This is a genomic window from Gordonia sp. ABKF26, assembly GCF_041103195.1.
Taxonomy (GTDB): Bacteria; Actinomycetota; Actinomycetes; order Mycobacteriales; family Mycobacteriaceae; genus Gordonia; species Gordonia terrae.
On the sequence record NZ_JBGCVZ010000003.1, the window covers coordinates 221797 to 246068 of the forward strand.

Annotated in this window: 19 protein-coding genes; 9 read left to right on the forward strand and 10 right to left on the reverse strand. The window is 70.2% G+C overall.

Annotation, left to right across the window (positions count from 1 at the left end; translation table 11 throughout):
- Nucleotides 1–23: 23 nt before the first annotated feature.
- From AB4Z55_RS01500 to arr, 4 genes are all read left to right on the forward strand, one after another.
- Complete coding sequence (locus tag AB4Z55_RS01500; RefSeq protein WP_101821782.1) at nt 24–662, forward strand: response regulator transcription factor; 639 nt, start codon at nt 24–26, stop codon at nt 660–662.
- Complete coding sequence (locus tag AB4Z55_RS01505; protein ID WP_369518985.1) at nt 646–1977, forward strand: sensor histidine kinase; 1332 nt, start codon at nt 646–648, stop codon at nt 1975–1977. The genes AB4Z55_RS01500 and AB4Z55_RS01505 overlap by 17 nt, the downstream gene beginning before the upstream one ends.
- 155 nt (nt 1978–2132) lie before the next feature.
- Nucleotides 2133–2597, forward strand: coding sequence for a hypothetical protein (locus AB4Z55_RS01510; protein ID WP_369518986.1), 465 nt, complete (start codon nt 2133–2135; stop codon nt 2595–2597).
- A gap of 163 nt (nt 2598–2760) precedes the next feature.
- Entirely contained in the window at nt 2761–3189 is a 429-nt protein-coding gene (gene arr, locus AB4Z55_RS01515) for an NAD(+)--rifampin ADP-ribosyltransferase (RefSeq protein ID WP_239403212.1), read from the forward strand.
- A gap of 192 nt (nt 3190–3381) precedes the next feature.
- Here the strand turns inward: arr and AB4Z55_RS01520 are convergent, their stop codons facing one another.
- The 5 genes from AB4Z55_RS01520 to AB4Z55_RS01540 form a co-directional block, all read right to left on the reverse strand.
- On the reverse strand, nt 3382–4059 hold the full coding sequence (locus AB4Z55_RS01520) for a hypothetical protein (protein WP_101821852.1): 678 nt from the start codon (nt 4057–4059) through the stop codon (nt 3382–3384).
- Nucleotides 4060–4411: 352 nt separating this feature from the next.
- On the reverse strand, nt 4412–5170 hold the full coding sequence (locus AB4Z55_RS01525) for an SDR family oxidoreductase (protein ID WP_064572087.1): 759 nt from the start codon (nt 5168–5170) through the stop codon (nt 4412–4414).
- The gene (locus AB4Z55_RS01530; RefSeq protein WP_369518987.1) at nt 5167–5967 is read right to left on the reverse strand and encodes an enoyl-CoA hydratase/isomerase family protein; all 801 of its coding nucleotides are present in this window, start codon (nt 5965–5967) and stop codon (nt 5167–5169) included. The genes AB4Z55_RS01525 and AB4Z55_RS01530 overlap by 4 nt, the downstream gene beginning before the upstream one ends.
- Nucleotides 5968–6161: 194 nt before the next feature.
- Nucleotides 6162–8663 (reverse strand): LuxR C-terminal-related transcriptional regulator, encoded by a 2502-nt coding sequence (locus AB4Z55_RS01535; RefSeq protein WP_369518988.1) that lies wholly within the window; start codon nt 8661–8663, stop codon nt 6162–6164.
- Between the two features lie 34 nt (nt 8664–8697).
- The gene (locus AB4Z55_RS01540) at nt 8698–10449 is read right to left on the reverse strand and encodes an Hsp70 family protein (protein WP_369518989.1); all 1752 of its coding nucleotides are present in this window, start codon (nt 10447–10449) and stop codon (nt 8698–8700) included.
- A 345-nt stretch (nt 10450–10794) separates the two neighbouring features.
- Here AB4Z55_RS01540 and AB4Z55_RS01545 point away from each other — a divergent pair, with 345 nt between their 5' ends.
- From AB4Z55_RS01545 to AB4Z55_RS01555, 3 genes are all read left to right on the forward strand, one after another.
- Complete coding sequence (locus AB4Z55_RS01545) at nt 10795–14151, forward strand: IniB N-terminal domain-containing protein (RefSeq protein ID WP_369518990.1); 3357 nt, start codon at nt 10795–10797, stop codon at nt 14149–14151.
- Nucleotides 14152–14280: 129 nt separating this feature from the next.
- Nucleotides 14281–16260, forward strand: a complete 1980-nt coding sequence (locus tag AB4Z55_RS01550) for a dynamin family protein (RefSeq protein ID WP_369518991.1) — start codon at nt 14281–14283, stop codon at nt 16258–16260.
- Nucleotides 16257–17765, forward strand: coding sequence for a dynamin family protein (locus AB4Z55_RS01555; RefSeq protein ID WP_369518992.1), 1509 nt, complete (start codon nt 16257–16259; stop codon nt 17763–17765). Before AB4Z55_RS01550 ends, AB4Z55_RS01555 begins: the two co-directional genes overlap by 4 nt.
- Here the strand turns inward: AB4Z55_RS01555 and AB4Z55_RS01560 are convergent.
- Nucleotides 17746–18288: a hypothetical protein gene (locus AB4Z55_RS01560; protein WP_369518993.1), complete on the reverse strand. Its 543-nt coding sequence runs from the start codon at nt 18286–18288 to the stop codon at nt 17746–17748. The genes AB4Z55_RS01555 and AB4Z55_RS01560 overlap by 20 nt on opposite strands.
- Nucleotides 18289–18552: 264 nt before the next feature.
- Here AB4Z55_RS01560 and AB4Z55_RS01565 point away from each other — a divergent pair, with 264 nt between their 5' ends.
- Nucleotides 18553–19017 (forward strand): hypothetical protein, encoded by a 465-nt coding sequence (locus AB4Z55_RS01565; protein ID WP_004021497.1) that lies wholly within the window; start codon nt 18553–18555, stop codon nt 19015–19017.
- Nucleotides 19018–19094: 77 nt separating this feature from the next.
- On the opposite strand, the gene AB4Z55_RS01570 is transcribed toward AB4Z55_RS01565, so the two are convergent.
- The 4 genes from AB4Z55_RS01570 to AB4Z55_RS01585 all read right to left on the reverse strand — a co-directional run bounded on the left by AB4Z55_RS01570 (nt 19095) and on the right by AB4Z55_RS01585 (nt 23587).
- On the reverse strand, nt 19095–19520 hold the full coding sequence (locus AB4Z55_RS01570; protein WP_004021498.1) for a DUF779 domain-containing protein: 426 nt from the start codon (nt 19518–19520) through the stop codon (nt 19095–19097).
- A gap of 134 nt (nt 19521–19654) precedes the next feature.
- Nucleotides 19655–21178, reverse strand: a complete 1524-nt coding sequence (locus tag AB4Z55_RS01575) for an aldehyde dehydrogenase family protein (protein ID WP_004021499.1) — start codon at nt 21176–21178, stop codon at nt 19655–19657.
- Between the two features lie 157 nt (nt 21179–21335).
- Nucleotides 21336–22628: a GAF domain-containing protein gene (locus tag AB4Z55_RS01580; protein WP_248644263.1), complete on the reverse strand. Its 1293-nt coding sequence runs from the start codon at nt 22626–22628 to the stop codon at nt 21336–21338.
- Nucleotides 22629–22753: 125 nt separating this feature from the next.
- On the reverse strand, nt 22754–23587 hold the full coding sequence (locus AB4Z55_RS01585) for an AraC family transcriptional regulator (RefSeq protein WP_004021501.1): 834 nt from the start codon (nt 23585–23587) through the stop codon (nt 22754–22756).
- Between the two features lie 37 nt (nt 23588–23624).
- Between AB4Z55_RS01585 and AB4Z55_RS01590 the strand changes: the two genes are divergently transcribed.
- Nucleotides 23625–24188, forward strand: a complete 564-nt coding sequence (locus AB4Z55_RS01590) for a maleylpyruvate isomerase family mycothiol-dependent enzyme (protein ID WP_064570925.1) — start codon at nt 23625–23627, stop codon at nt 24186–24188.
- Nucleotides 24189–24272 lie beyond the last annotated feature (84 nt).

Consider the following 24272-nt stretch of genomic DNA (forward strand, 5'->3'; position numbering starts at 1 on the left):
GCACCGGGACATATCCTGATCCGATGAACAGCCTCGTCACCGTGGTCGTCGTCGACGACCACCCGTTCTTCCGCGACGGTGTGTCCCGGGGCCTGACGGCCAGTGGCCGGGTGCGGGTCGTCGGCGAGGCGGGCGATGGCGCCGCGGGTCTCGAGCTGATCCGACGCGAGAACCCCGATGTCGCGGTCGTCGACCATCAGATGCCGCTCATGACCGGCGTCGAGGTCGCGCATGCGGTGTCGCGGGACGGGCTGGCGACGAGGGTGTTGCTGCTGTCGGCGGTCACCGACGGCCCGATCGTCTTCCGGGCGCTGCAGGAGGGTGCGGCCGGTTATCTGTCCAAGGATGCCGATCGCGACGACATCGTCGGCGCGGTGACTCGGGTGGCACGAGGCGAGACCGTGGTGCCACCCGAGCTCGCGGCCGGACTGGCCGGCGAGATCCGGGCGCAGACCCAGCGTGATGCGCCGGCGCTGAGCGAGCGGGAACGACAGGTGCTCACGGGTTTCGCTCGTGGACAATCGATCCCGCAGGTAGCCGCCGAGCTCTACATCGGTGCGTCGACGGTCAAGACCCACACCCAGCGTCTGTACGAGAAGCTGGGCGTGTCCGACCGCGCGGCCGCGGTCGCCGAAGCGATGCGCCGTGGCCTCCTCGAGTAGCGCGGACCCCGCGAGTCGGGGGTCCGACGCGGGCGACAGCGACAGGATCGCCGGGGCCACACGCTATCTGGGTCTCGACGAATTCGCCGACGAGCCGCGGATCCACAACATCCTGATCGATCACGCGATCCGCGGGATCCGCATTCAGGTGGTCCTGCGGTTGTTCCTGTCGTTGTTCGTGTTGCTGACCGTCAGTCTCGATCCACCCGCGCACGCCGAGACGTTCAGCGTCGTGACCGCACTCCTGTACGCGGCCTGGTGCATCGGTGGGGCGATCGTCGTCGTCCGACACGAGTCGGCGATGATCCGCTACTCGTGGATCGCGTTGCCCATCGACCTCCTGCTGCTCACGGCGCTCGCCGTGGCGGCGAGCCGGTCCAACGAATTGAGTTGGACCACCGACGTTCTCCTCAGCGGTTTCGTCCTCGTGCCGATGATCGCGGCGATCGCACTGCAACCCAGGACATGCGCCGTGGTCGTGATCGTCACGACCGCGGTGTACGCGGTCTCGTCCGCGTTGGCTCGCACCTCGAATGGCGAACCGTGGTCGGTGATCGTGCTGCGCGTCCTCGTCGTCGCGGCGCTCGCCGTGGGCGCGATCCTGCTGTCCCGGTTGCAGCGATCGCGGGTGACGACGATCGGGGCGCTCGCCGCCGAACGCGCACGATTGCTCGATGCGACGATGGAGATCGAGGAGCGCGAACGGCGGGCCCTCGCCGACAACCTGCACGACGGCGCCCTGCAGTACGTGCTCGCGTCGCGCCAGGAACTCGCCACGTTGCGCGATTCCGCCGACCCCGTGACCCTCGACCGCGTCGACGGTGCGCTTCGCGACGCGGCCCAGCTCCTGCGTTCGACGCTGAGCGAGTTGCACCCGGCGGTGCTCGAACAAGCCGGGTTGTCGGTGGCCCTGACCGACCTCGCCTCGTCGTTCGGCAGCCGCGCCGGCGCACCCGCGGTCGCCGTCGACACCGCAGGCTGGCCGCCGGAACTGCGGACCTCTGCCGATTCGCTGCTGTTCGCCACCGCCCGCGAATTGCTGACGAACGTGATCAAGCACGCGTCCGCCACAACGGTCGACGTCACCGCGGAATTCGACGAGGGACGAGCCCGCCTGGTGGTCGTGGACGACGGCACCGGCCTACCGGCCGACATCGACGTCGACGAGTTGATGCGCCGACGACAAGCCAAGGGCCACATCGGCCTTGCCTCGCGGCGCGTGCGCGTCGAGGGGGCCGGCGGGACGCTGACGCTGACGAATCATCCGGGCGGCGGAACCGTCGCGGTCGTCGAGGTACCGGCCCGCGGAGTGTGACGCGCGGAGCGCCCATCCCGATTCGGTGTCCCCCGATCGGTGGATGCAGCGTTCACCCCCACCATCACCCGGTCAGCGGAAACCACCACACCCACATCCCGAGGAAAGTCAGTGGTGTCACCAACACAACCCCCACACCACACCGGGAGCACACCATGAAGACCACCACCCGCATCACCACCGCCACCCTCGGACTCGCCGCCGCAACCGGCATCGCCCTCGCCGCCGCCGGAACCGCCCACGCCGGCACCCTCCCCATCACCCGACCCGGCGAACCCAGCGTCGCCATGACCATCACCAACCACACCGACAAGCCCGAATACCTCCAAGGCGCCAACGCCGACGGCGGCCAATGGGTCAACGCACCCCAACACATCCTCTACCCCGGCGCCACCGAAACCATCACCGCCACCGCACCCTTCACCAACCACCTCGACGTCAACGCCATCTACCGCATCGGCGCCTTCGGCCCCACCGCCAACTACCAACTCACCAACCACCCCCACAACGTCAACACCGCCATGAGCACCATCTGGGGACCCCACGCCCAGAACCACTGGATGAACAACCACATCGACACCGGATACCCCCAGGTCAACGTCGGCTTCGACCAGTGGTGAGAATTCCGAGAGGAGGATGAGGGGATCGGTTCGGGGGTGGTGCTCCCGCCCCCGAACCCCGCCCCTTTCACCATAAGTCAGGGACCGGGGCTTGCGGCAAGACCCCGGTGGCCGGGCACAATCGCTCGACGACCGACGACTGGGAGGGCAATCGATGCCAGACATGGCGGACACACCGGAACGTTTCCGGGTGCACGAGTCCGGGGACTATTTCCACGGCACCAAGGCCGATCTCCGCGTCGGCGACTTCCTGAGACCCGGTCACCGGTCGAACTACCGTCCCGAGCACATCTCGAACTTCGTCTACATGACCAAGGTGCTCGACGGCGCCGTGCTCGCGGCCGAGATGGCCGTGGGTGACGGTCCACCCCGGGTCTACGTCGTGGAACCGCAGGACGACGTGCACGACGACCCGAACGTCACCGACAAGAAGTTCCCCGGCAACCCGACCCACTCCTATCGGAGCGCCCGGCCGGTCCGGGTCGTCGGCGAGATGACCGATTGGGAGGGTCATTCACCGGAGTACCTCGAGCGGTTCCGCGCGGGGCTCGAGGAACTCAAGAAGCGTGGCGACGCGGTGCTCTACGACTGAAGCGCCTCACCCGATCCACCGATCCCGTCCGCAGGACGCGAGAGTGTCGCCAGTCGACGTCGGCTCCGACCAGTGGTGAGGTCGGAGTCCCTCGGGTGAGCGGATGACACCCGCTCACCTCCGGTGGGAAGAAACGGGCCCGCGACCGATCGCCGGTCGCGGGCCCGCCTGCTGCAGTGTCGAACTCACGGATCAGGGAAAAATGTTCTCCAGCGATCCGAATGCTCCGCCGGCACCTGATGCGGCGAAGTTGGTGGTGCAGCCGTTGAACGAGACGTTGTCGACGTTGACCTTGCCGGTCTTCTCGTTGGGCTGGCTCGAGATCCCGTAGTGGTCCACCACCGTGGTGTGACCCTCGGTGTTGGCCGCCTTCACCAGATCGTCCAACGTGGCGTTGGTGCCCTGCTCGATGTCACCGAGGTCGCGCGTGGCCCACCACTGATCGGAGCCGGCGGCGTCCTGCTTCCCCGCGCCCGCCGGAGCGGTCCAGACGAGCGTGGCAAATCCGTTGCCCTGTCCGGTGTTCGCCCCGGTCACGCGGATCTGCCAGTTCGCCTGACCGTCGGACTTCTCGAAACTGAGCGGTTTGGTCGCGGCGTCGGCCAACTCGAGCTGTCCGGCACTGTGGTACGAGGCCTGGCGCGGTGTCTGCTCGGAGGTCACGAACTCGAGCGACCCGTCCTGGTCGACGACGGTGGTGGCGGTCACCTTGCCCGCCTGGCCCTGCTCGTCGCCGAAGGTGTTGCCCCACCCCGCTGGGTTCGCGGGTGTCGAGGTCCTGGCGCAGTTCGCCTCGGATACCGGGGCTGCGGTGGCCACCGCGGGAGCGATCAGAGCCGCGACCCCGAGGGCCGCGCCAGCTGTGGTCACACGGATGAGATTTTTTCGCACTGGTTCTTTCCTCCTTTGTCATTCGGTCCATCGATCTCCCGCAAGCTAACAAAGAGATTTATCGGATACCAGCGCGATTGACGGGAATTGAATGAGGAACACCTTTACACAGCGAACCTGACCAGCACGCACATCGCACAGTGAACTATGCCGTATGTGCTTTTCTTGATCCGGAACTCCCGACCATCTGCCTATTCCGCACTGCCCTCTGACCGTGCTTCGGATCCCGTTGACTGTGCACCGTATTTCGTTGACCGTGCGCCCAATCCCGTTGACTGTGCAGCGGATTTCGTTGACCGTGCGTCGGAATCCCGTCGACTGGACTCAGGGGTCAGAGCGTTGTCGCGATCCCGCCGTCGACCGGGATCACGGTGCCGGTGAGATAACAACCGGCACGGCTGGCGAGGAACACCACCGTCCCGATCATGTCGTCGGCTCGACCGATACGCCCCAGCGGCGAAGCCGCGGCGACCTCGTCCCCCAGCTCGGCCAGGATCGGCGCCATCATCTTGGACTCGAACGGCCCTGGCGCAATGGCATTCACGGTGACGTGGCGCGGGCCGAGGTCCCGTGCGAGATGCCGCGTCAGCTGGTGGACGGCCGCCTTGCTCGACGAGTAGGAGTACGACGCGGTGCGCGGCACCCGGATCCCGTCGACGCTCCCGATCATGATGACCCGCGACGGGTTGTCAGCCGTTGCGGTACCGGTCAGCAACGGCAGCAGCGTCTGCGTGAGCACGAACGGCGTCTGCACGTTGAGCTTCAGCACCCGGTCCCAGGCCGAGTCCGGGAACTCCTCGAGCGGCGCGCCCCAGGTCGCACCGGCGTTGTTCACCAGGACGTCGAGGGTGTCGGTCTCCGACGCCACCTGCTCCGCGAGCGCGCGCGCACCCTCGGCGGTCGACAGATTCGCTTGCAGCGCAGTGAGTCCCGCAGCGCGCGCGTCGGCGAGCGCGTCATCGTTGCGGCCCGTGATCAGCACCCGGGCCCCACGGTCGTGCAGGCCGTGAGCGATCATCGCCCCGATACCCGACGTGCCACCGGTGACCAGCACCGTCTTGCCACTCACATCGAACAGGTCAGAAGTCATCGTCGTCGGTACCTCGGTGCTCGTTTCTCCAGGAAGGCGGCGGTCGCCTCGCCCCGATCTTCGGTCATCGCCGTGATCATCTGCTGCCGGTTCTCGAATTCCACGGTGGCACTGAAGGAATCGGACTCCACCGCGGCCCACATCCCGACCTTGGTGAGCTCCACCGACAGCGGCGGATTGGCCAGGATCGCTTGGGCCGTCGAGTGTGCCCGATCAAGCAATTCCCCGGGCTCGGCCAGATCGACCAGCAATCCGTACCGCTCCGCCTCGACGGCCGTGAACTTGCGTCCCGTCAGCATCAGTTCGTGCGCCCGGCCCGTCCCCACGAGGCGCGGGAGCAACCAGGACACGCCGATGTCGCAGGCGGAGAACCCGGCCCGGATGAACCCGACCGCGTACACGCTCGTCGTGGACCCGATGCGGATGTCGCTCGCGCACACCAGGGCCAGACCACCGCCGGCGGCGGGCCCGTTGACCGCGGCGATCACCGGCTGGCGCAGCCCGTGCAACCGGCGTGCGAGACCGGCGATGTCCTGCTGGCGCTCGAACATCGGGATCACCCCACCGCGGGCGGTGACGGAATCGTCGTCGCCGTAGCCGTTCAGGTCGAGGCCGGCGCAGAACGCGCGGCCCGCCCCGGTCAGGATCACGACCCGGCACCCGGGATCCTCGTCGACGGCATCGAGGGCACCGGTCAGTTCCCGAACCAGGTCGACGTTCAAGGTGTTCAGCGCGTCCGGGCGGTTGAGGGTGAGCGTCGTGATCTCACCGTCGCGCTCGATGAGGACCGCCGGCATCAGAGCGGCTCTCGATCACCGGGGCACAGCATGTGTTCCATGACCTGTTGGTACCACCGCCGGGTTCCGATCCGTGGCATCTCCGCGCGGGCCGTCGTCGAAACGACCCGGAAGCCACCCCAGGGAAGTCGACCGACGACCTATCGTCCCCGGCGGCCTCTCCTGGGGCGGTTCTCAGCGCGAGGGCAGAGTCGTCACCGATACCCGGCCGCACGCAGTGCAGCCATCAGCTCCGAGCGGGATCCGGCGTCGAGCCGACGTCGGATCCGGGCGACGTGATGCTCGACGGTCTTCGCCGAGATGTACAGCCGCTCACCGATCTCCCGGTAGGTGAAGCCCTGGAGCAGTTCGTGTGCGACCTCGGCCTCGCGCTCGGTGAGCGGCCCACCGACCGGCGGGGTTCGATGCCGGTCCTCACCGGCGGAGCGCGCGGTGTCGAGGAGCCCGGCCGCGGTCGACGGGTCGTCGGTTCGCTGCGCGGCCATACCTGCGAGCCGGGCTGCCTCCCAGTGCAATCCGACACTCCGCAACGCGTCGACCGCCGCCGTGACCTCAACCGCGGTGGCGGCGACAGCCTCGGAGTCATCGGGTGTCAGCGACACCCAGACGCGGGCGGCGACGGCGAGCGAGCGGGCCGTCCGGTTCTCCGCCGCTGCGAGGTCGAGACGAGCCAACCGGTGCGCCATGGCGGTGTCGTCATGCGCGGTGGCCGCTGCCTGCACGCCGGCGAAGTCCCAGAACTGTGTCCATGCCGGGGGATCCTCCAGACGGGCGAGCAACCGGTCGGCGGTGTCCACGTGTCGATCGACCGCCGACAACCGGCCCACACTCGCTGCGGCGATCCAGAACTCGCCGAACGCCCGCAGCAGAAAGAGGTCCACCTCGGTGCCGGCGAGCAGCGACAACCCGTGCTGCCACGCCGCGGCCAGTGCAGCAGCGTCGCCTCGGCGTCGTGCGAGTCCGAGTCGAATCGCCTGCCATCGAAGACGTTCGGGCACAGGAACCGGATCATCCGACGGGATCAGGCGCGCCGTCATCTCGAGATCGCCGACGGCCAAGGCGATCTCGGCGTCGATCAGAGCGCGCCCGGACTCGGGGGCCACCGACCTGATCGTCTGTGCCCCGACGATGTCACCGTGATTCAGCGCCACCGCGGTGGCCGCCTGCAGAATCCGGCCCGCATACGGACCCCGGGACCCCGCACCCCCGGCCGAGAGCCCCCGGATCACGGCGTCGACCGCGTCGTCGCCGGTGGGCGCGTCGCCCGCATCGCCGAGGGTGGCCAGCAGCCCACGGGTCACCAGCGACCGTGCGGCCCTGCTTGCGACCGGCGCGCGGCCTCGATCCGCCGCGGCGATGGCGGTGACCGCCGCGCGATCACCGACGGCGAGCAGGGCCACCGCGGCCGGGAGCGATTGCACCCCGGACGAACTCGAGCCGACCCACCGGTGGAGGTCGGCGGCATGCGAGGCCAGTCCGCGATGCGCGGCGACGGTGGCGGCGAGCTCCACCCACTCCGCGACCCCGGGGTCGGCCGGACCGGCCGTCTCCAACCGCTGATCGGCCGCGTCGCCCGCGCCATCGAGGTCACCGGACGCCAGTGCTCGTTGCGCCATCAGCAACCGGACGTCATCGCGTCCCGGCGCCACCCGGTCGGCGGCCCGGAGGAGGACCGCCGCCCGCGCCCCGGTGGCGTCGGTGGCGCCGGCCAGCAACGCGTCGACGATGCGTGGGTCGTCGACACCGGCCTCGGCGGCCAGCAGCGCGGTGTCCGGGGTGAGTTCGGCCGCGCGCAGTGCGGCGACGACGGATCTGTGGCGAAGCTCGCCGATCCGTCGGTCCCCCAGCACATCTCGCAACGGTCCGGCGGCGGCCGACACGAAGACGTCCGAGCCGCGCAACAGGCCGCAGCCCCGTGCCCGGTCGAGAGCCCCGGCCGCGGCAGCCCGGTCCACTCCGGCCGCGTCGGCCAGGCTGTCGGGGTCGAGGGGCGCCCGGACCGAGGCGAGGGCGAGCACGGCGAGCGTCAGCGGATCGAGCCCGCGCAACAATCGGTGGTGCCAGTCGCGGGCCACCCGTTCGACGATCGCGATCACGTCGGCGGACGGTTCGTCGGCGGTGTTCCCGACGCCGAGTCCGGCATTCCGGATCGCCTCGAGTGCGCTGTCGACGAGTACTGGGGCACCACCACAGCGTCGGCGGATCTGCGATGCCGTGGTCGGGTCGAGCGTCAGACCCGTGCGCGTCGCGCGGGTCAGGACGTCGGCGGTGCCCAGAGCCTCGAGTTCGAGGACGGCACCGTATGGCCGGGAGCGGTCCCGGAGCAGGCGGACGCTCGGGTCCAGTTCCCTCGGTTCGGTCGTGGCGATCAACCCGATCGTCCCGGCGTCGAGCATCCCCAGGGCGGTCTCGATCATGGGCCCGGGCCACAAGTGCATGTCGTCGGCGAGGACGAACACCGGGCCGGTCTCGCTGCCCGTGGGCAGCCCGACACTCACCGGGACACCCCGCTGTCGCAGTTGTTCCCGGACGCCGCCCAGCAGCGTCGACCGTCCGCTTCCCGGGGTTCCGACGACCACGGCGCACAGCGGATGGCCGCCCTGCGCGCGGTCGATGACGCCCGAGATCCACGACGAGATACGCGACGCAGCGGGTGACAGGTCGCCGATCATCGAGACCGGTGTCGTCGGCGTCATCGCACAGACCAGGGGTGGCCGGGAGTCACCGGGCTCAGCAGTCGACGCCGATGACGCCGGTGACGCCGCAGACGATCTGGCCGGTGCCGTCGAGGACCCGACCGGGAGCTTCCAGGACCCCGCCCGGGGTGACTCCGCCACCGCCGGAGCCGCCACCGGTGCCCGGATCGGGGACTTCCGGTTCTGGCTGGCTGGGCACCGACGGGGTGCCGGGTGCCGACGGGACCGACGGCGCCGCCGGAGCCGGTCCCGGCGCGGGTGCGGGTGCCGTCCGGCCAGGGGTGGTTCCGGGGGCGGGCGCTCCACCCGTCGGTGTGTTGGTCGCGGCGCGTCCGGGTGTGCCGGTTCCGGCGCCGGGAGCCCGGGTGCCCGCACCGGTCACCGGCGCGGCCGAGGTTCCCGGACGCGCACCCGCCACCGTGGTACCCGGACCGCCCCCGGGATTCTGGGACGAGGTCGCCGTCGTCGTCGCTGCTCCAGCGGGTGGGGGCGTGGACTCCCCGACCGAGCCGACGAGTCCGGTGCCGACGGAGAGTCCGGTTGCCGTCACGAGCGCCAGGGCGGCGGCGCCGAGCGTGATCAGCGTGCCGCGCTTGCGTCGCGACAAGCGCGGGGCGGGTTCGGTCACCGGAGTGCTCGGCGCCGGGACGATCTCGCGGAGCGGGCGCTCGTCGGGCGAGGCCGAGACGACGGCAGTGGTGGAGGCGGCGGGCGCGATCGCCGACCGGTGGGCAGCGAGGGCGGCGCCGGCCATCAGTGCGCCACCGGCCGCCGAGGCGGACGCCGGGTCCGGGTCGCCGACGACCGGCAGGCGCAGGGTCGAGGACAGCATCTCGGTGACGAGCGGGATCGCGGCACCGCCACCACCGAGGAGCACCGCGGTCGCACCGGCCGGATTCAACCCTGTCGCGGCCGCCTCGGAGGAGTCGAGGCCGACCGCCGAGGCCGTGAGCGCTTCACGAACCAGCGCAACCGATTCCAGAATCGGGGCGCGGAGCAGATCCTCGATGTCGTCCCGGACCAGCCGCGCCTCGGTGCGGACGTCTCCGACCCGCACGTCGACGACGGTGTCGGTGTCGGCCGACAGCGACTCCTTGGCCCGTCGACAGTCGCCGCGCAGCCGGTTCACGTCGTCGAGGATCGCGCCGCTGCGCTGCGGGTCGGCAAGGCCCGAGTCGACCTCGGCGTCGGCACCGGTGACCCGGAGCGTGTGCGCCAGCACCAGGCGGTCGAACTCGTTGCCGCTCACCGTCTCCAGCCGCACCGGGCGGCCCACCGGAGCCGCGTCGGAGCCGGTGGTCAGGACGGAGACGGTGACGCCGGTCGCGCCGAGATCACAGACGACGACGGTGCCGTCGCCGAAGGCGCCCTCGGCATGCTCGGCTGCGGCCAGGGTGGCGCGCGATTCGGGAACCCAGGTCGTCGACTCCGCCGGCACCGCGTCGGGGTGGGCCGCGAGCGCTGTCCTGGCCTCGTCGACGGCCTGATCGGTCCAGTTGTCGGGAAACACGACACTCAGGTGCGCGTCGTCGAACCGTGACGAGTCCGTCCCGAGGTCGAGCCGGGCGAGCAGCGCTGTGACCGCGTCCGCGTAGATCTCGGCGGCCGCGATCGTGTGCCCGTGGTCGTCGAGCATCGGTACCGGGTCGCCGACCCGGGCGACGAAGTCGTCGGCATCCACCAGAGCGGAGGTCTCGACCGAGACCGCACCCTCCCAGGAATGTTCCGAGGCAGCTACCGCGACGCTGTTCGCGGTCCCGATCTTCACACCGATCCCGATGGCCATGACGGTCACTCCTGTTCGCACCTGCAGACGGTGGTCGGTGACGGTCCCTCATCTCGAGCACACCGTCGATGTCACGTGCCCCGGCCCCGGCGGTGCACGTCACCCAGTGTGTCGCGCACTGATGCCCAGGTGTTAGCCCTTCGGCGGAGATTAGGGGGAAAGTCCCGACACCCCTATACGTGGGATGCGACGAGCCCGGCCCCAGCCGAATCCCCGGGGGCGCCGGCCCACCCCCCTCCTCGACAGGACTGGGGATTTACCCCGATGTCGTCCGGCGCCGGAGTCCATACGGTCGAACTCGACACGGGATCGAACTCCGATCTCCCCGACGCAAGGAACGACGCCATGCCGAGCAACGCGGTACTCGACTTCATCCTCGGTCTGCTTCGCGACGAGGAATCCTTCAACGCCTACTGCGGCAACCCCCAGGCCGCGATCGACCGCGCCGGTCTCACCGGCGTCACCCCGGCCGATGTCTCCGCGGCAGCACCGCTGGTGGCGGATGCCGGCCTGGCCGCCGGGGCCGGCGGCGGACTCGGCGCGATCATCGGCGCCGGCGGTGGCGCCGTCGGTGGGGCCGTGGGCGGCGCAGTCGGCGGGGGTGTGGTCGGCGGCGGTGGCGTCGGCCTGGGCGGTCTGAACCTCGGCGACATCAACCTCGGCGGCGGGAACGTCGCCCTGGGCGACGTGAACTTCGGCGGAATCGGTGGAATCGATCTGGGCGGCTTCGGCGTGGGCGGACTCGACCTCGGTGGAATCGATCTGGGTGGAATCGATCTGGGCGACATCGACTTCGGTGGTCTCCTCGGCGGCATCGGGCTGGGTGACATCGACCTCTCCGGTCTGTCGCTGGCCGATCTCGATCTCGGCGGCGTCGCCTTCGGTGACCTCGACCTGGCCGGACAGCTGGCCGTTGCACTCGGCGCGGCGCTGTCCGCCGGTGTGGGTGCCGGCGGCGCGGTCGCAGCGCAGTTCGGTGCGGCACTGGGTGCAGCGCTCGACACCGTCGTCGACGGTGGGATCGAGATCGCCGCAGGCATCGGGCCGGTCATCGCCGGGTCGCTGGCCGGCGCGATCGGTGCCGAAGGCGCGCTGGTCGCTCAACTCGGGGCTTCGCTCGATGCACTCCTCGCCGCCGGCGCCGACCTCGGACTCGGCCTCGGTGGCGGTCTCGCCGCGCAGCTGTCCGCCGCACTCGGTGCGGGCGGCGCGCTCGCCGGTTCCTTCGGTGCGACCCTGGGCGGTCTGCTCGGTGCGACGATCGGTGCGGGCGGCGCGCTCGGCGCCGACCTCGCGGCCGCACTCGGCGCCGGTCTCGGTGCGGGCGGTGCCATCTCGGCGGTCCTCACCGGTGCCCTCGGCCTGGGCGCCGAACTGTCCGGCGATCTGACCGCCGCACTCACCTCCACTCTCGACGTCGCCGGCGACCTCTCCGCGACGCTGTCGGGTCTGCTCGACGCGCAGGCCATCGCCGATCTGTCCGGCGAACTGGGCGCCACCCTCAGCGGCGCCCTCAGCTCCACCCTGGCCGCGGGCGGTACGGCCGCCGCGTCGCTCGGCACCGCACTGGGCGTGGCCCTGACCTCGACGGCAGCCGCGACCGGTGGCCTGGTCCTGACCGGCGCAGCCGGTGCGAACGCCGTCCTCGGCGGCGCCCTGACCGCCGCACTCGGTGTCGGCGGCGGCGCTCAGGCCGGACTCGCCGCGGCACTCGAATCCGTCCTCGAAGCCGGCGGGATCGTCGACGTCGAGGCACTGCTCGAGGCAGGTGGCGATCTCGGTACCACTCTGGCCGGAGCCCTGTCCGCCGGCCTCGAGGTCGGCGGTGAGGCCGCAGCCGGTCTCGGCGCGGCCCTGGGCGGCACGCTCGCCGCGGCACTCGAAGGTGGTCTCGCAGCCGACCTCACCGCCGGACTCGGTGGCGCCATCGACGCCGGACTCGGTCTCGGTGGCGCACTCGAAGCCGGGGTCGGCGGGGCACTCGACGCGGGTCTGGGCCTCGGTGCCGGACTTGGCGCCGGTCTCGGTGGCGCCGTCGAAGGCGCCCTCGGCGGCGGGCTCGGGGTCGTGGGCGGGCTCGGCACCGAACTCGGCGCCGCGCTCAACGGACTGCTGTCGGCCGGCGCCGGCCTCGACACCGCGCTGAGCACCGTGCTCACCGGCGTCCTGGGTGCCGCCGCGGGCGCCGATCTGGGAGCCGCGCTGGGTGGCGCACTCGAACTGGGCGGCGTCCTCGGTGCCGACCTCACGGGTCTGCTCGAGGGCGGCCTGGCCACCGATCTCGCCGCGCAACTGGGTGCGATCGTCGGCGGCGGCGGTGACCTCGCAGCCGGACTCGGCGCCACCCTGGGCGGCGTGCTGGGCGCGACCACCGGCATCGAGGGCATCCTCGACGCCGCGGCCGGTGCCGGACTGAACCTCGGCGAACTGCTCGCTGCGGACCTCGGCGGCGCACTCGGCGTCGACGGCGCACTGATCGCCCAGCTCGGCGGCGCGCTGGACGCCGCACTCGACGCCGGCGCAGGACTCGGCCTGGTGACCGAGACCGCGGCCGACCTCGGCGGAACCCTCGAGACCGTGCTGGCTGCCGGCGGCGATGTCGGCGCCGACCTGGGCGCATCCCTCGGCGCCGTCCTCGGGACCGCGCTGAGTGGAGAGCTCGGCGGTTCGCTGGCCGGCCAGCTGGCAGGCGGAGCCGAACTCCCCGCGGCCCTCAGCACCGTACTCAGCACCGCGCTCGACGTGGACCTGTCGGCCACCGACGGCCTCGTCGCCACCCTCGACTCCACCCTGGAGGCGACAGGTGGTCTCGGCGGGGCGCTGACCGGCGAACTCGAGGCGATCATCAACCCGAGCCTCATCCTCTCCCCCGAGGGCACCATCACCGTCGGCGGACCGATCCTGGTCACCGAGGGGCTCGGCGGCACGGTCGTCGACGGCCTCACCGGCAACCTGGGCGCCGGCACACTGGCCGGCCTGGGCACCGTGGCCGAGACCGGCACGGACCTGGTGGCCGGAGTGGACAGCACCCTGCAGGGCGGCCTCGGCGGCACCCTGGAGACCGGACTCGCCGGGCTGGGCGCCGGGAGCGGAGCGAGCGGGCTCGATTCAATCGGCGACGCCGCACTGGGGGCCACCGCCGGTCCGGTGCTCGACGGCGCGCTGGGTCTCGACACCGGCACCGGCCTCGGCGGCGGCCTGGGCGGGGACCTGGGTCTGGGCGGGGACCTGGGCCTGGGTGGCGCACTCGACACCGAGCTGCCCGCGGATGTCACTGCCGACCTGACCACCGCGATCTCCGGCGCCGCCGGCGGTGCGGCAGACGTGGCCGGCGCGACCGCGGGCTCGCTCGAAACCGGGATCGGCGGCACCCTCGACACGACTGTCGGCGGAACCCTCGACACGACGACGGACGTCGTCGGTGGCGTGACCGGCGGACTGACCGGTGGCACGGTCGCCGGTGGCGGCGTCGGAGCAGGGGGCGAGGCCGACAGCGGTCTGGACCTGGGTGGCGCGGCCGACACCGGAGCCGGACTCGGCGGCGCACTCGACACGACCGTCGGCGGCGTGGCCGACACGACCGCCGGCCTCACCGGCGGATTGACCGGGGGCCTCACCGGCGGCCTGACCGGTGGCCTCGGTGGCGACACAGACACCGGGATCGGCGTCGACACCCCGGACGCCGGACCCGAGGCCGACTGACCCATCCAGGTCGGCAACCCGCCCCGGGACCGCTCACCGATCCAGCAACCCTGGACGTGGGCAGGTCCCGGGGCGGTCCTCGTCCGATGCCGACCGGACACGCCGACTCACCGCTACCGTGAGGACACCATGACCACTCCACCCGCCGAACCACCTCGGGTCGGCCGGCACGCCGCCGACCGGGACGCACCCGAACCCGACCCGGTCCCGGCACCGCCGACCCCGACACCACCGACCCCGACACCACCGGCCGCGGTCACGCCGGCGCGATCAGCCCCCACCGCAACGCCCCAGTCGCCCAGCACCATCGGCGAATTGCTGTCGACGATGTCGGACGTGGCCCGGGAGGCCGGTCGCAACGATCTCGTCAGCCGACTCGACGGCGCACGCACCCGGATCACCGACCCCCGGCTGCGGATCGTCGTGGTGGGTCAGCTGAAGCAGGGCAAGAGCTCTTTCGTCAACGCGCTGCTCAACCTCGACGTGTGCTCGGTCGGCGACGACGAGACGACCGCGGTGCCGACCGTCATCTCGCACGCCGCGCAACCGTCGGCCCATCTGATCGTCGACGGCCCGGCCACCGACAGCCGCATCCCGGTGCCGATCGAGGCGATCGCCGGCATCACCCCCGATTCCCCGCTCGCCGGTGGCCGCGAAGTTCTGCGTCTCGAGATCGAGGCACCCGGCCCGTTGCTCGCCGACGGCCTCGTCCTGGTCGACACCCCCGGCGTCGGCGGTCACGGACATCCCTATGCCGCAGCGACATTGGGTATGGTCGCAGCGGCCGACGCAGTGCTCGTCATATCCGATGCCAGCCAGGAGTTCACCGCACCGGAGATGGCGTTCCTCCAACAGGTGGCCGGTCTGTGCCCGACGCTGGCGTGCCTGGTCACGAAGACCGACCTGTATCCGCACTGGCGGGCCATCGTCGACGCCGACCGGTCGCATCTGCAGACCGCGGGCCTCGACGTCCCGCTGCTGCCGGTGTCGTCGGTACTCCGTTCCCACGCACTGCGTCTCGGTGACGAGAAACTGAACGCGGAGGCCGGGTTCCTGGATCTGTACCGCTATCTGCGCGAGCGCGTGGTGGCCACCGCGCGACAGGCGACGCGAGCCACCGTCGCCACCGATCTACGAGTCGTCAGTGAGCATCTCGCGCTCACCCTGGGCAGCGAACTCGCCGCCCTGCGTGACCCCGAGACCGCCGGCCGCGCCGTCGGGGCACTCCGGGAAGCCAAGTCCGACGCCGAGGCCATGCGCCGACAGTCCGCGCAATGGCAGCAGACGCTGGCCGATGGGATCGCCGATCTCGCCGCCGACATCGACCACGACCTGCGGGACCGTCTGCGTGCGGTGACCCGGGAGGCCGAGCGGGCGATCGACGAGGGCGACCCGGGGGTCGACTGGGAGCAGTTGAGCGAGTGGTTGGCCGACCAGACCGCGGCGGTGATCGGCGACAACTTCGTCTGGGCGCACGAGCGTTCGGTGTGGCTCGCCGAACGGGTCGCCGACCACTTCGCGGCCGCCGGCCAGAACTCGCTCCCCGACATCGACGTCGCGGATCTCACCGGCGTTCTCGACTCGGTTGCCGAACTCGCCGAACTCGACAGCGGCCGAGTCGGTGTCGCCCAGAAACTGCTGATCGGGATGCGCGGCTCCTACGGCGGCGTGCTGATGTTCGGCCTCATCTCGACGATGGTCGGCATGGCTCTCATCAACCCGGTGTCCGTCGGCGCCGGACTGTTGCTGGGTACCAAGGCCTATCGGGATGACAAGGAGGCCAAGGTCCTCGAGCGTCGCGCGAAGGCGAAGGTCGCCGTACGCGCCTTCACCGACGACGTCAGCTTCCAGGTCGGCAAGGAGTCCCGCGACCGGCTACGGGTGATCCAGCGAGTCCTCCGTGACCATTTCACCTCGGTCGCCGAACAGACCGCGCGCTCGATCTCGGAATCCCTCAGTGCTGCACAGTCCGCCGCGACCCTCGCGGACTCGGAACGATCCGGACGGGTTGCCGAACTCGAATCGCGGCTCCATGCGGTCGCCGCCCTGCGCAGAGCGGCCGACCATCTCGATCCCGACGACACCGCCGCGGAGCTTCCTCACCGATGACCGACATCGCCCGTGTCCGAGGGCTTCTCGAGGCCACCCGCGCCGCGCTCGCCGACGACCCGCATGCACAGGCCGAGCTCGACGTGTGCGCCCACCGGTTGTATCAGCCGGTGCGGATCGCGCTGGCCGGTTCGCTCAAGGCAGGCAAGTCGACGCTGCTCAATGCCCTAGTCGGACAGGACATCGCCCCCACCGACGCCACCGAGTGCACACGTGTGGTCACCTGGTACCGCAACGGACGGTCCCCGTCGGTCACCGCGCACGTCGACGACGGCCGCGCGGTCGGCATCCCGGTCACCCGCATCGACGGCCGGTTGGGCTTCGACTTCGGGCGCCTGACCGCCGACCGCGTCGACCGCCTGGACGTCGAATGGCCTGCGCGGGCGCTGCAGTCGACGACCATCGTCGACACCCCGGGCACGGCCTCGCTCTCGACGGAGCTGTCCGCGTCCACACTCGCGCTCCTCACCCCCGACGACGGCCTGTCCGGCGTCGACGCCGTCGTCTACCTGCTGCGTTCCCTGACCGCCACCGACACGACGATGCTGCGCCGCATCGGTTCGGCCATCGGCGGATCGTCGGGTCCCCTGGGCGTGATCGGTGTGGTCTCCCGCGCCGACGAGCTCGGCGCCGGCCGGATGGACGCGATGATCTCGGCACATCAGATCGCCGGGCGGTTCGCCGGCGAACTCGAACGCACCGGGCTCTGTCAGGCGGTCGTGCCGGTCGCGGGACTCCTGGCGCTCGCCGCCCGGACGATGCGGGAGGTCGAGTTCCGCGCGCTGGCAGAGCTGGCCGCGACCCCGGGTCCCGATCTCGAGGCGGCACTGCTCACCATGGACCGGTTCTCGCGCCCTGACATCCTGCCTGCCATCCCGGCCGATCTGCGCCGTTCGCTGGCCGAACGCTTCGGCGCCTTCGGCATCCGCATGGCGGTCACGCTCATCCGGTTCGGCGCCACCTCGTCGTCGGCGCTGGCCGCCGAACTCGTCGAGCGCAGCGGGCTCTCGGAATTGAGTGCCATCATCGACACCCAGTTCGGCCAGCGCGCCGACCAGCTCAAATCCCATTCCGCACTGGTGACGATGGATCACCTTCTCGCCGCCTCACCGTCGGCGGGAGCGCGCGACGTCCGGGCCTCGGTCCGTCGGGAGCTCGCGGACGTGCACGGCTTCCGTGAACTGCGTCTGCTCGGCACCATCCGGGCCGGCGGCGTCGATCTTCCCCCGGATCAGGCGGCCGAGATCACCCGACTCATCGGCGGATCGGGCATCGATCCCGCGGTCCGCCTCGGGCTGCCACCGACCGCGGACCTGTATGCGTTGCGCGACGCGGCCATCGAGGCCGCGCGTGTCTGGCGGGCGCGTGCCGGCCATCCGCTCCTCGGTCCGGCGTCGGCGTCGGCATGTCAGGTCGCGGTTCGCAGCGCCGAGGGCATCGTCGCGCAACTCGACGCGGTGGTCCGGACCGGCGGCGTCGAGGGCTTCAGCGCAGGGAGGCCGTGACCGACCGAGTGTAGGCGATCCCGGTGGCGATGACCGCGACGAGGGCGGCAGCCGCCGGAAGCCACTGTGCGACAACCGGCATACCGATATCGGCCAGGGCGGTCGCGGACGGACTGACGGTGAGATGGAACGCCACGGCGCCGGCAACAGCCGCCGCGGCACCGATCGTCAGGATGGTGCGACCGGACCGTCGGCTGTCCCAGAGTCGGGCTGATCCCCACAGACCCAGGACCACCACGACCACGGCGATGACCGCACCGACCATCAGTGAGATGTCCACGGCATGTGCGGCGTCGGTTCCGCTCTCCGGGTGGGCCCGCACGAGATCGGCGGCCAGGGTGGACCGAATGTCGTTGAGGGACAGGAGTGTCAGTCCCGCGGTCAGCACGACGAGGGCGACCGACGCCAGCCAGCCGAGGATCACGTACCGGACGGCCGCGGCACGTCCGGTCGGCCGTTGCGGGCGCATCGGCGTGACGGCGACGCGCGGGCGGGGCGGTGGGGAGCCGTCGGCGTTCGACATCCCTCGATGGTAGTTGCCCGCCGACTCCCCCACCGCTGGTTGAACCGGCACCGAGCGAAGCCGCCGGGCCGAGCAAGCGACGAAGGAGCGCGTCGAGGTCGAGGAGCCGAGTCGAAGCCACCCGGCGACCACCCCCATGTCCCCCGATCGGTGGATGCAGCGTTCACCCCCACCATCACCCGGTCAGCGGAAACCACCGACGCCCCGTCCCTAGCAGAGTCAGTGGTGTCACCACAACAACCCCCACACCACCGGGAGCACACCATGAAGACCACCACCCGCATCGCCACCGCCACCCTCGGACTCGCCGCCGCAACAGGCATCGCCCTCGGCGCCGCCGGAGCAGCCCACGCCGGCACCCTCCCCATCACCCGCCCCGGCGAACCCACCGTCGCCATGACCATCACCAACCACACCGACAAGCCCGAATACCTCCAAGGCGCCAACGCCGACGGCGGCCAATGGGTCAACGCACCCCAACACATCCTCTACCCCGGCGCCACCGAAACCATCACCGCCACCGCACCCTTCACCAACCACCTCGACGTCAACGCCATCTACCGCATCGGCGCCTTCGGCCCCACCGCCAACTACCAACTCACCAACCACCCCCACAACGTCAACACCGCCATGAGCACCATCTGGGGACCCCACGCCCAGAACTACTGGATGAACAACCACATCGACACCGGATACCCCCAGGTCAACGTCGGCTTCGACCAGTGGTGAACCAGCCCGGACAGACACAGAATGCGTCGTCCGTATCGGATTTCGATACGGACGACGCATTCTGTGTGGGGTCGAGCTCAGGGGCCGGCGGTGGCCCCCGTCAGCGGCGGCGACGCCTCCAGGATCTCGTTCTCCTCATCGGTGAAAGTTCGTGCACGCGAGAGGAACCGGACGCCTTCCGGCGCCTCGAGACTGAATCCGGCGCCACGACCCTTCACGACGTCGAGGATCAGCTGGGTGTGCTTCCACAGCTCGAACTGGTCACCGTTGATCCAGACCCGTACAGCCGGAATGGGTTCGGGGAGTTCGATCTCGCCGACCAGCACATCCCGCTGGCCCACTCGATACTCCCCTACCGGGTAACACATCGGGGCCGAGCCGTCACAGCACCCACCGGACTGGTGGATCATGAGGCCGCCGTGCAGCTCCGACAACTTGGTCAGGAGCTGCACGGCGGAGTCTGTGGCGACCACGCGATCAGGAACACTCTGCTCGGCGGTCATCGTCAATCACCTTCTCTTCGCTGGTACTTGCACCGCTATCGCGTGGAGAGGGCCCCGCTGCTCACCGCTCACGCGAGGAGCGCGGCCCCCTGCTCCCTGAGGTGCGAGGAGCGCTAGCGACGAGCCTCGAAGGGTCAGAAGAAACCCTTGGCGCTCTGAGCGTAACCGACCAGGAGGTTCTTGGTCTGCTGGTAGTGCTCGAGCATCATGAGGTGGTTCTCGCGACCGATACCGGACTGCTTGTACCCGCCGAAGGCGGCGTGCGCCGGGTAGTCGTGGTAGGTGTTCGTCCACACCCGGCCAGCCTGGATCTCGCGGCCCGCCCGGTAGGCGGTCGCACCGTCACGGCTCCACACACCGGCGCCGAGCCCGTATAGCGTGTCGTTGGCGATGTGCATGGCGTCGGCGAAGTCCTTGAAGGTGGTGACCGCGAGGACCGGGCCGAAGATCTCTTCCTGGAAGATGCGCATCTTGTTGTTGCCCTGGAAGACAGTCGGTTTGATGTAGAAGCCGCCGGCCAGATCGCCGTCGAGTTCGGCTGCCTCGCCGCCGATCAGCACCTCGGCGCCCTCGTCCTTGCCGATGGCGAGGTAGGAGGAGATCTTCTCGAACTGATCGTTGGAGGCCTGCGCGCCCATCATCGTGTCGGTGTCGAGGGGGTTGCCCTGCTTGATCTTTCCGACGCGGTCGACGGCCTTGGCGATGAACTCGTCGTAGATGTCCTGCTGGATGAGCGCGCGGCTGGGGCAGGTGCACACCTCGCCCTGGTTGAGCGCGAACATCGAGAAGCCTTCCAGCGCACGGTCGAGGAACCCGTCGTCGGCGGACATCACGTCGTTGAAGAAGATGTTCGGGCTCTTGCCGCCCAGCTCGAGGGTGACCGGGATCAGATTCTCCGAGGCGTACTGCATGATGAGCCGGCCGGTGGTGGTCTCACCGGTGAACGCGATCTTGCGGATACGGTTGCTCGACGCGAGCGGCTTGCCCGCCTCGACGCCGAACCCGTTGACCACGTTGAGGACTCCGGCGGGAAGCAGGTCGCTGATGAGGCTGACCAGGTACAGGATCGACGCGGGTGTCTGCTCGGCGGGCTTGAGCACGACCGCGTTGCCGGCGGCGAGCGCGGGCGCCAGCTTCCACACCGCCATCAGGATCGGGAAGTTCCAGGGGATGATCTGGCCGACGACGCCGAGCGGCTCGTGGAAGTGGTAGGCGACGGTGTCCTCGTCGACCTCGGAGATCGAGCCCTCCTGGGCGCGGAGGGCGCCGGCGAAGTAGCGGAAGTGGTCGATGGCCAGCGGGATGTCGGCGGCCATGGTCTCGCGGACGGCCTTGCCGTTGTCCCAGGTCTCGGCGACGGCCAGCTTCTCGAGGTTCTCCTCCATGCGATCGGCGATGCGCAGCAGGGCCAGCGAGCGCTCGGCGACGGGGGTCTTGCCCCATCCGGGTGCGGCCTTGTGGGCGGCGTCGAGCGCGAGGTCGATGTCCTCGGCGGTCGAGCGTGCGACCTCGCAGAAGATCTTGCCGTCGACGGGCGACGGGTTCTCGAAGTACTGACCCTTCACCGGCGGGGTCCACTGTCCGCCGATCCAGTTGTCGTAGCGCGACTCGTAGCTCATCACCGAGCCATCGGCACCCGGCTTTGCGAAGACGGTCATGGTTGCTCCTTGCGTGTGGGCCTCAAGCTGAGGACGCTCTGCGGATGTCACACGGGACACCGGAGGCGTCCGTTGTGATCTGCTCCACACTCTAGGAGCGGGGTGGTTGCACAAGCGTTGCAACGTTGGCCACCAGCTGTTCACGCAGCTCAGCCGGTTACGCCCCGTACCGCTTGTCCAGGAGTCGGATGCGTCCGCCGACGACGGCCCGGTCGGGGTCGCCGACCGGCAGACGGTGTTCGAGGCGGCGCCAGGCGGCGAGGTCGTCGCGTCCGTGGGTCGACGACGTCCACCGGCGGAGGGCCGCGACGTCGCCGGACGCGAAGAGACGTGACCGCAGATCTTCCCGGAGTTCCTCGAAGATGTCGACGATGCCCGGCGCGCTCGACTCGGCGAGCAGTCCGCCGCGACCGAGGTCGTCGACCACCGACGCGAGATCCGTACCCGACGCGATGCGCGACCGGAGGGCGTCGACGTCGGAGGTGATGTCGAGAGTGAGGCGGTAGGGCCTGCTTGCCACGACGTCGGCACCGAGGTCGCGGCGGAGCCGGGAGATCTCGGCTCGCACCGTGACCGGGTCGAGCCCGTCCTCGGCCAGCTTGAGCGCGAGCTGCTCGGTGTTCAGTCCTTCCGGAAATGCTTGTAGCAGAACGAGTATCTCCGCATGTCGACGGGACAGCGCGCGGGCGCCCGGCCCGTCGGCGACTCGGTGCCAGCGTCCCGAACCGTCTCCGAGGACGGTGAGATGCGCCGCGCCCTGTGGTCTGGGCGCCGGATCGAAGGTGGACGGGTCGCCGAGGTCGACAGCACCCGCCCGCAGTTCACGCTCGACGGCCGCGACCACCGAGCGGACGGCCGCCAGCGCGAACGGTGCCGCGACCTCACGTCCACCGGTCACGTCGATGACACCGATCACGTGCCCGGTCAGCGGGTCGTGCACGGGCGCCGCGGCACAGCTCCACTCCTGCACGGGGCCGGCGAAGTGTTCGGGTCCGACGACCTGTACGCCTCGGTCGACGGCCAGCGCGAGTCCCGGGGCATTGGTGCCGACGACCTCTTCGCTCCACACCGTGCCCTCGACGAAGTTGATGTGACCGGCCCGATCGCGAGCGGCCGTGTCGCCCTCGATCCACAGCAGGCGCCCGGCCTGATCCGTCAGCGCGACGACGACGCCGGTGTCGGCGATGGCATCGACCATCAGCGACTGCACCAATGGCCGGACGGCGGTGATGGGATGTGCGGCTCGGTAGGCGGCGAACTCCGCGGGTGACATCACGGACGCACGGGCGCCGTCCGCGGCGGCCTCACTCGGGTCGACGCCCCTGGTCAGCGACCTCGCCCACGAGTCGCGGACGATCGATCGGACCGCATCCGCGGGTGGATTCCCGCCGGAGAGGAAGTCCTCGTACGCCCGGCGGATGCGCGTGGCCACCAACGCCGCGTCAGTCATGCACCCTCCGTTGATTGCCCGATATGTCGACGATTCTGCCTGCACCGATGTGATCTCGGCAACATTCGACCGGCCCCGCCGTCGCGTGCCGGTCCGCGATCCCGCGCCCGGTCCACGATCCCGGCCTAGCCGAACCGCGCCGAGAACGTCCGCGGGGTCATGCCGGTGACGGTCTTGAAGTCACGCACGAAGTGCGCCTCGTCGGCGTAGGCCAGCTCCGCCGCGAGCGAGGCGAGCGTTCCCGACCGGTCGCGCAGACGCTCGGCCGCCTCGTGCAACCGTCGACGCTGGATCAGCCACTTCGGGGTCAGGCCGAGGCGACGCCGGGTCAGCCGCTGCAGGCTGCGTTCGGTGAGATGGAACCGTTCGCAGATCTGCGCGACCGCCACGACGGTCGAATCGGTCTCGACGTACTCCACGATCGCGTTGATCAGCCTGCCGTCGTCGTCGAGCGGGAGATACGAGCGCAGCCAGTCCTCGACCCGATCGGTCGCGACACGCTGGGTCTCCTCGATCCCGGGGTCCACGGCCATCGCCGAGCGCACCGACCGCTCGAGATCGCTGCCCTTCTCGCCGAAGACCTCGGCGAGTTCGGCATGTCGATCGGTCCACGCCCCGACATCGCCGGTCAGCAACCCCCCGGCCCCCGGCGTCAGCATCACCCCGACCGCCCAGCCGTCGCCCGTCAGAACCGTCTCCGACAGTCCGGTCACCACGCCGTAGAAACGCGCATAGGTGTTGCTGATGACGATGAGGCAGACCGGGTACTGCAGAACGCGCTGCGGCGCCTCGGCGCCGGGTGGCACCCACCAGACCGGAACCCAGAAGCGGCGCACCAGCTCGTCGAGATCGGGGCTCGGCGCCCACCGCCCGATGCGATAGCTCGCGTCCGACGGGTCGACGAGGTGTGCGCGCTCGACGTCGTCGAGCCGCGCGCGCCCCTCATTGTCGGGTTTCATCAATCACCGTCCCGTACTCGTGCGGTTGACTTTCATCATGACCGCAATCAACGACACCTCACCATTGCTCGACCACTACGCCCTCCTCGCCGACGGTTTCGCCGCCATCCTCGACGACGCTCCCGCGGACACCTGGACCGCATCCTCCCCGTGCGAGGGCTGGACCGGACGCGACGTCGTCGGTCACGTCATCGACACGCAGCGCGAGTTCTTCGCACGCCACGACGTCGATCTCGGACCCACGCCCTCCCTCGACGATCCGGCCGCCGCCTGGCACACCCACCGCGACACCGTCGCCGGCCTGCTCGCCGACCCGAGCGTCGGCGAGCGCGCCTTCGACGGCCACTTCGGACCGACCACCATCGGCGAGACCCTCATCCGGTTCTACGGATTCGACATGATCGCCCACCGGTGGGACATCGCCCGGGCCGCCGGGGCAGAGCATCGGTTCACCGACGACGAACTGTCCGAGATGGAAACGGCGGTCGACGGTTTCGGTGACGCGCTCTACTCCGAGGGCGTGTGCCGCAAGGTCGAGATCCCCGCCGGCGCCGACCGTCAGACGACGCTTCTCGCGAAGTTGGGTCGCGTCGCGTCCTGACCCCCTCTGCCTCTGAGGCGCGAGCCCCCATGCTCCCTGAGGTGCGAGCCTCCACATGCTCCCTGAGGTGCGAGCGAAGCGAGC

Bases quoted from the DNA above. Each gene is read 5' to 3' on its own strand.
- AB4Z55_RS01580 (WP_248644263.1), bottom strand. From the start codon at position 22,628: ATGACTGACGCGGCGTTGGTGGCCACGCGCATCCGCCGGGCGTACGAG.
- AB4Z55_RS01535 (WP_369518988.1), bottom strand. From the start codon at position 8,663: ATGACGCCGACGACACCGGTCTCGATGATCGGCGACCTGTCACCCGCT.
- AB4Z55_RS01555 (WP_369518992.1), top strand. From the start codon at position 16,257: ATGACCGACATCGCCCGTGTCCGAGGGCTTCTCGAGGCCACCCGCGCC.
- AB4Z55_RS01560 (WP_369518993.1), bottom strand. From the start codon at position 18,288: ATGTCGAACGCCGACGGCTCCCCACCGCCCCGCCCGCGCGTCGCCGTC.
- AB4Z55_RS01570 (WP_004021498.1), bottom strand. From the start codon at position 19,520: ATGACCGCCGAGCAGAGTGTTCCTGATCGCGTGGTCGCCACAGACTCC.
- AB4Z55_RS01540 (WP_369518989.1), bottom strand. From the start codon at position 10,449: ATGGCCATCGGGATCGGTGTGAAGATCGGGACCGCGAACAGCGTCGCG.
- AB4Z55_RS01525 (WP_064572087.1), bottom strand. From the start codon at position 5,170: ATGACTTCTGACCTGTTCGATGTGAGTGGCAAGACGGTGCTGGTCACC.
- AB4Z55_RS01530 (WP_369518987.1), bottom strand. From the start codon at position 5,967: ATGCCGGCGGTCCTCATCGAGCGCGACGGTGAGATCACGACGCTCACC.
- AB4Z55_RS01575 (WP_004021499.1), bottom strand. From the start codon at position 21,178: ATGACCGTCTTCGCAAAGCCGGGTGCCGATGGCTCGGTGATGAGCTAC.
- AB4Z55_RS01510 (WP_369518986.1), top strand. From the start codon at position 2,133: ATGAAGACCACCACCCGCATCACCACCGCCACCCTCGGACTCGCCGCC.
- AB4Z55_RS01590 (WP_064570925.1), top strand. From the start codon at position 23,625: ATGACCGCAATCAACGACACCTCACCATTGCTCGACCACTACGCCCTC.
- arr (WP_239403212.1), top strand. From the start codon at position 2,761: ATGGCGGACACACCGGAACGTTTCCGGGTGCACGAGTCCGGGGACTAT.
- AB4Z55_RS01550 (WP_369518991.1), top strand. From the start codon at position 14,281: ATGACCACTCCACCCGCCGAACCACCTCGGGTCGGCCGGCACGCCGCC.
- AB4Z55_RS01565 (WP_004021497.1), top strand. From the start codon at position 18,553: ATGAAGACCACCACCCGCATCGCCACCGCCACCCTCGGACTCGCCGCC.
- AB4Z55_RS01500 (WP_101821782.1), top strand. From the start codon at position 24: ATGAACAGCCTCGTCACCGTGGTCGTCGTCGACGACCACCCGTTCTTC.
- AB4Z55_RS01585 (WP_004021501.1), bottom strand. From the start codon at position 23,587: ATGAAACCCGACAATGAGGGGCGCGCGCGGCTCGACGACGTCGAGCGC.
- AB4Z55_RS01545 (WP_369518990.1), top strand. From the start codon at position 10,795: ATGCCGAGCAACGCGGTACTCGACTTCATCCTCGGTCTGCTTCGCGAC.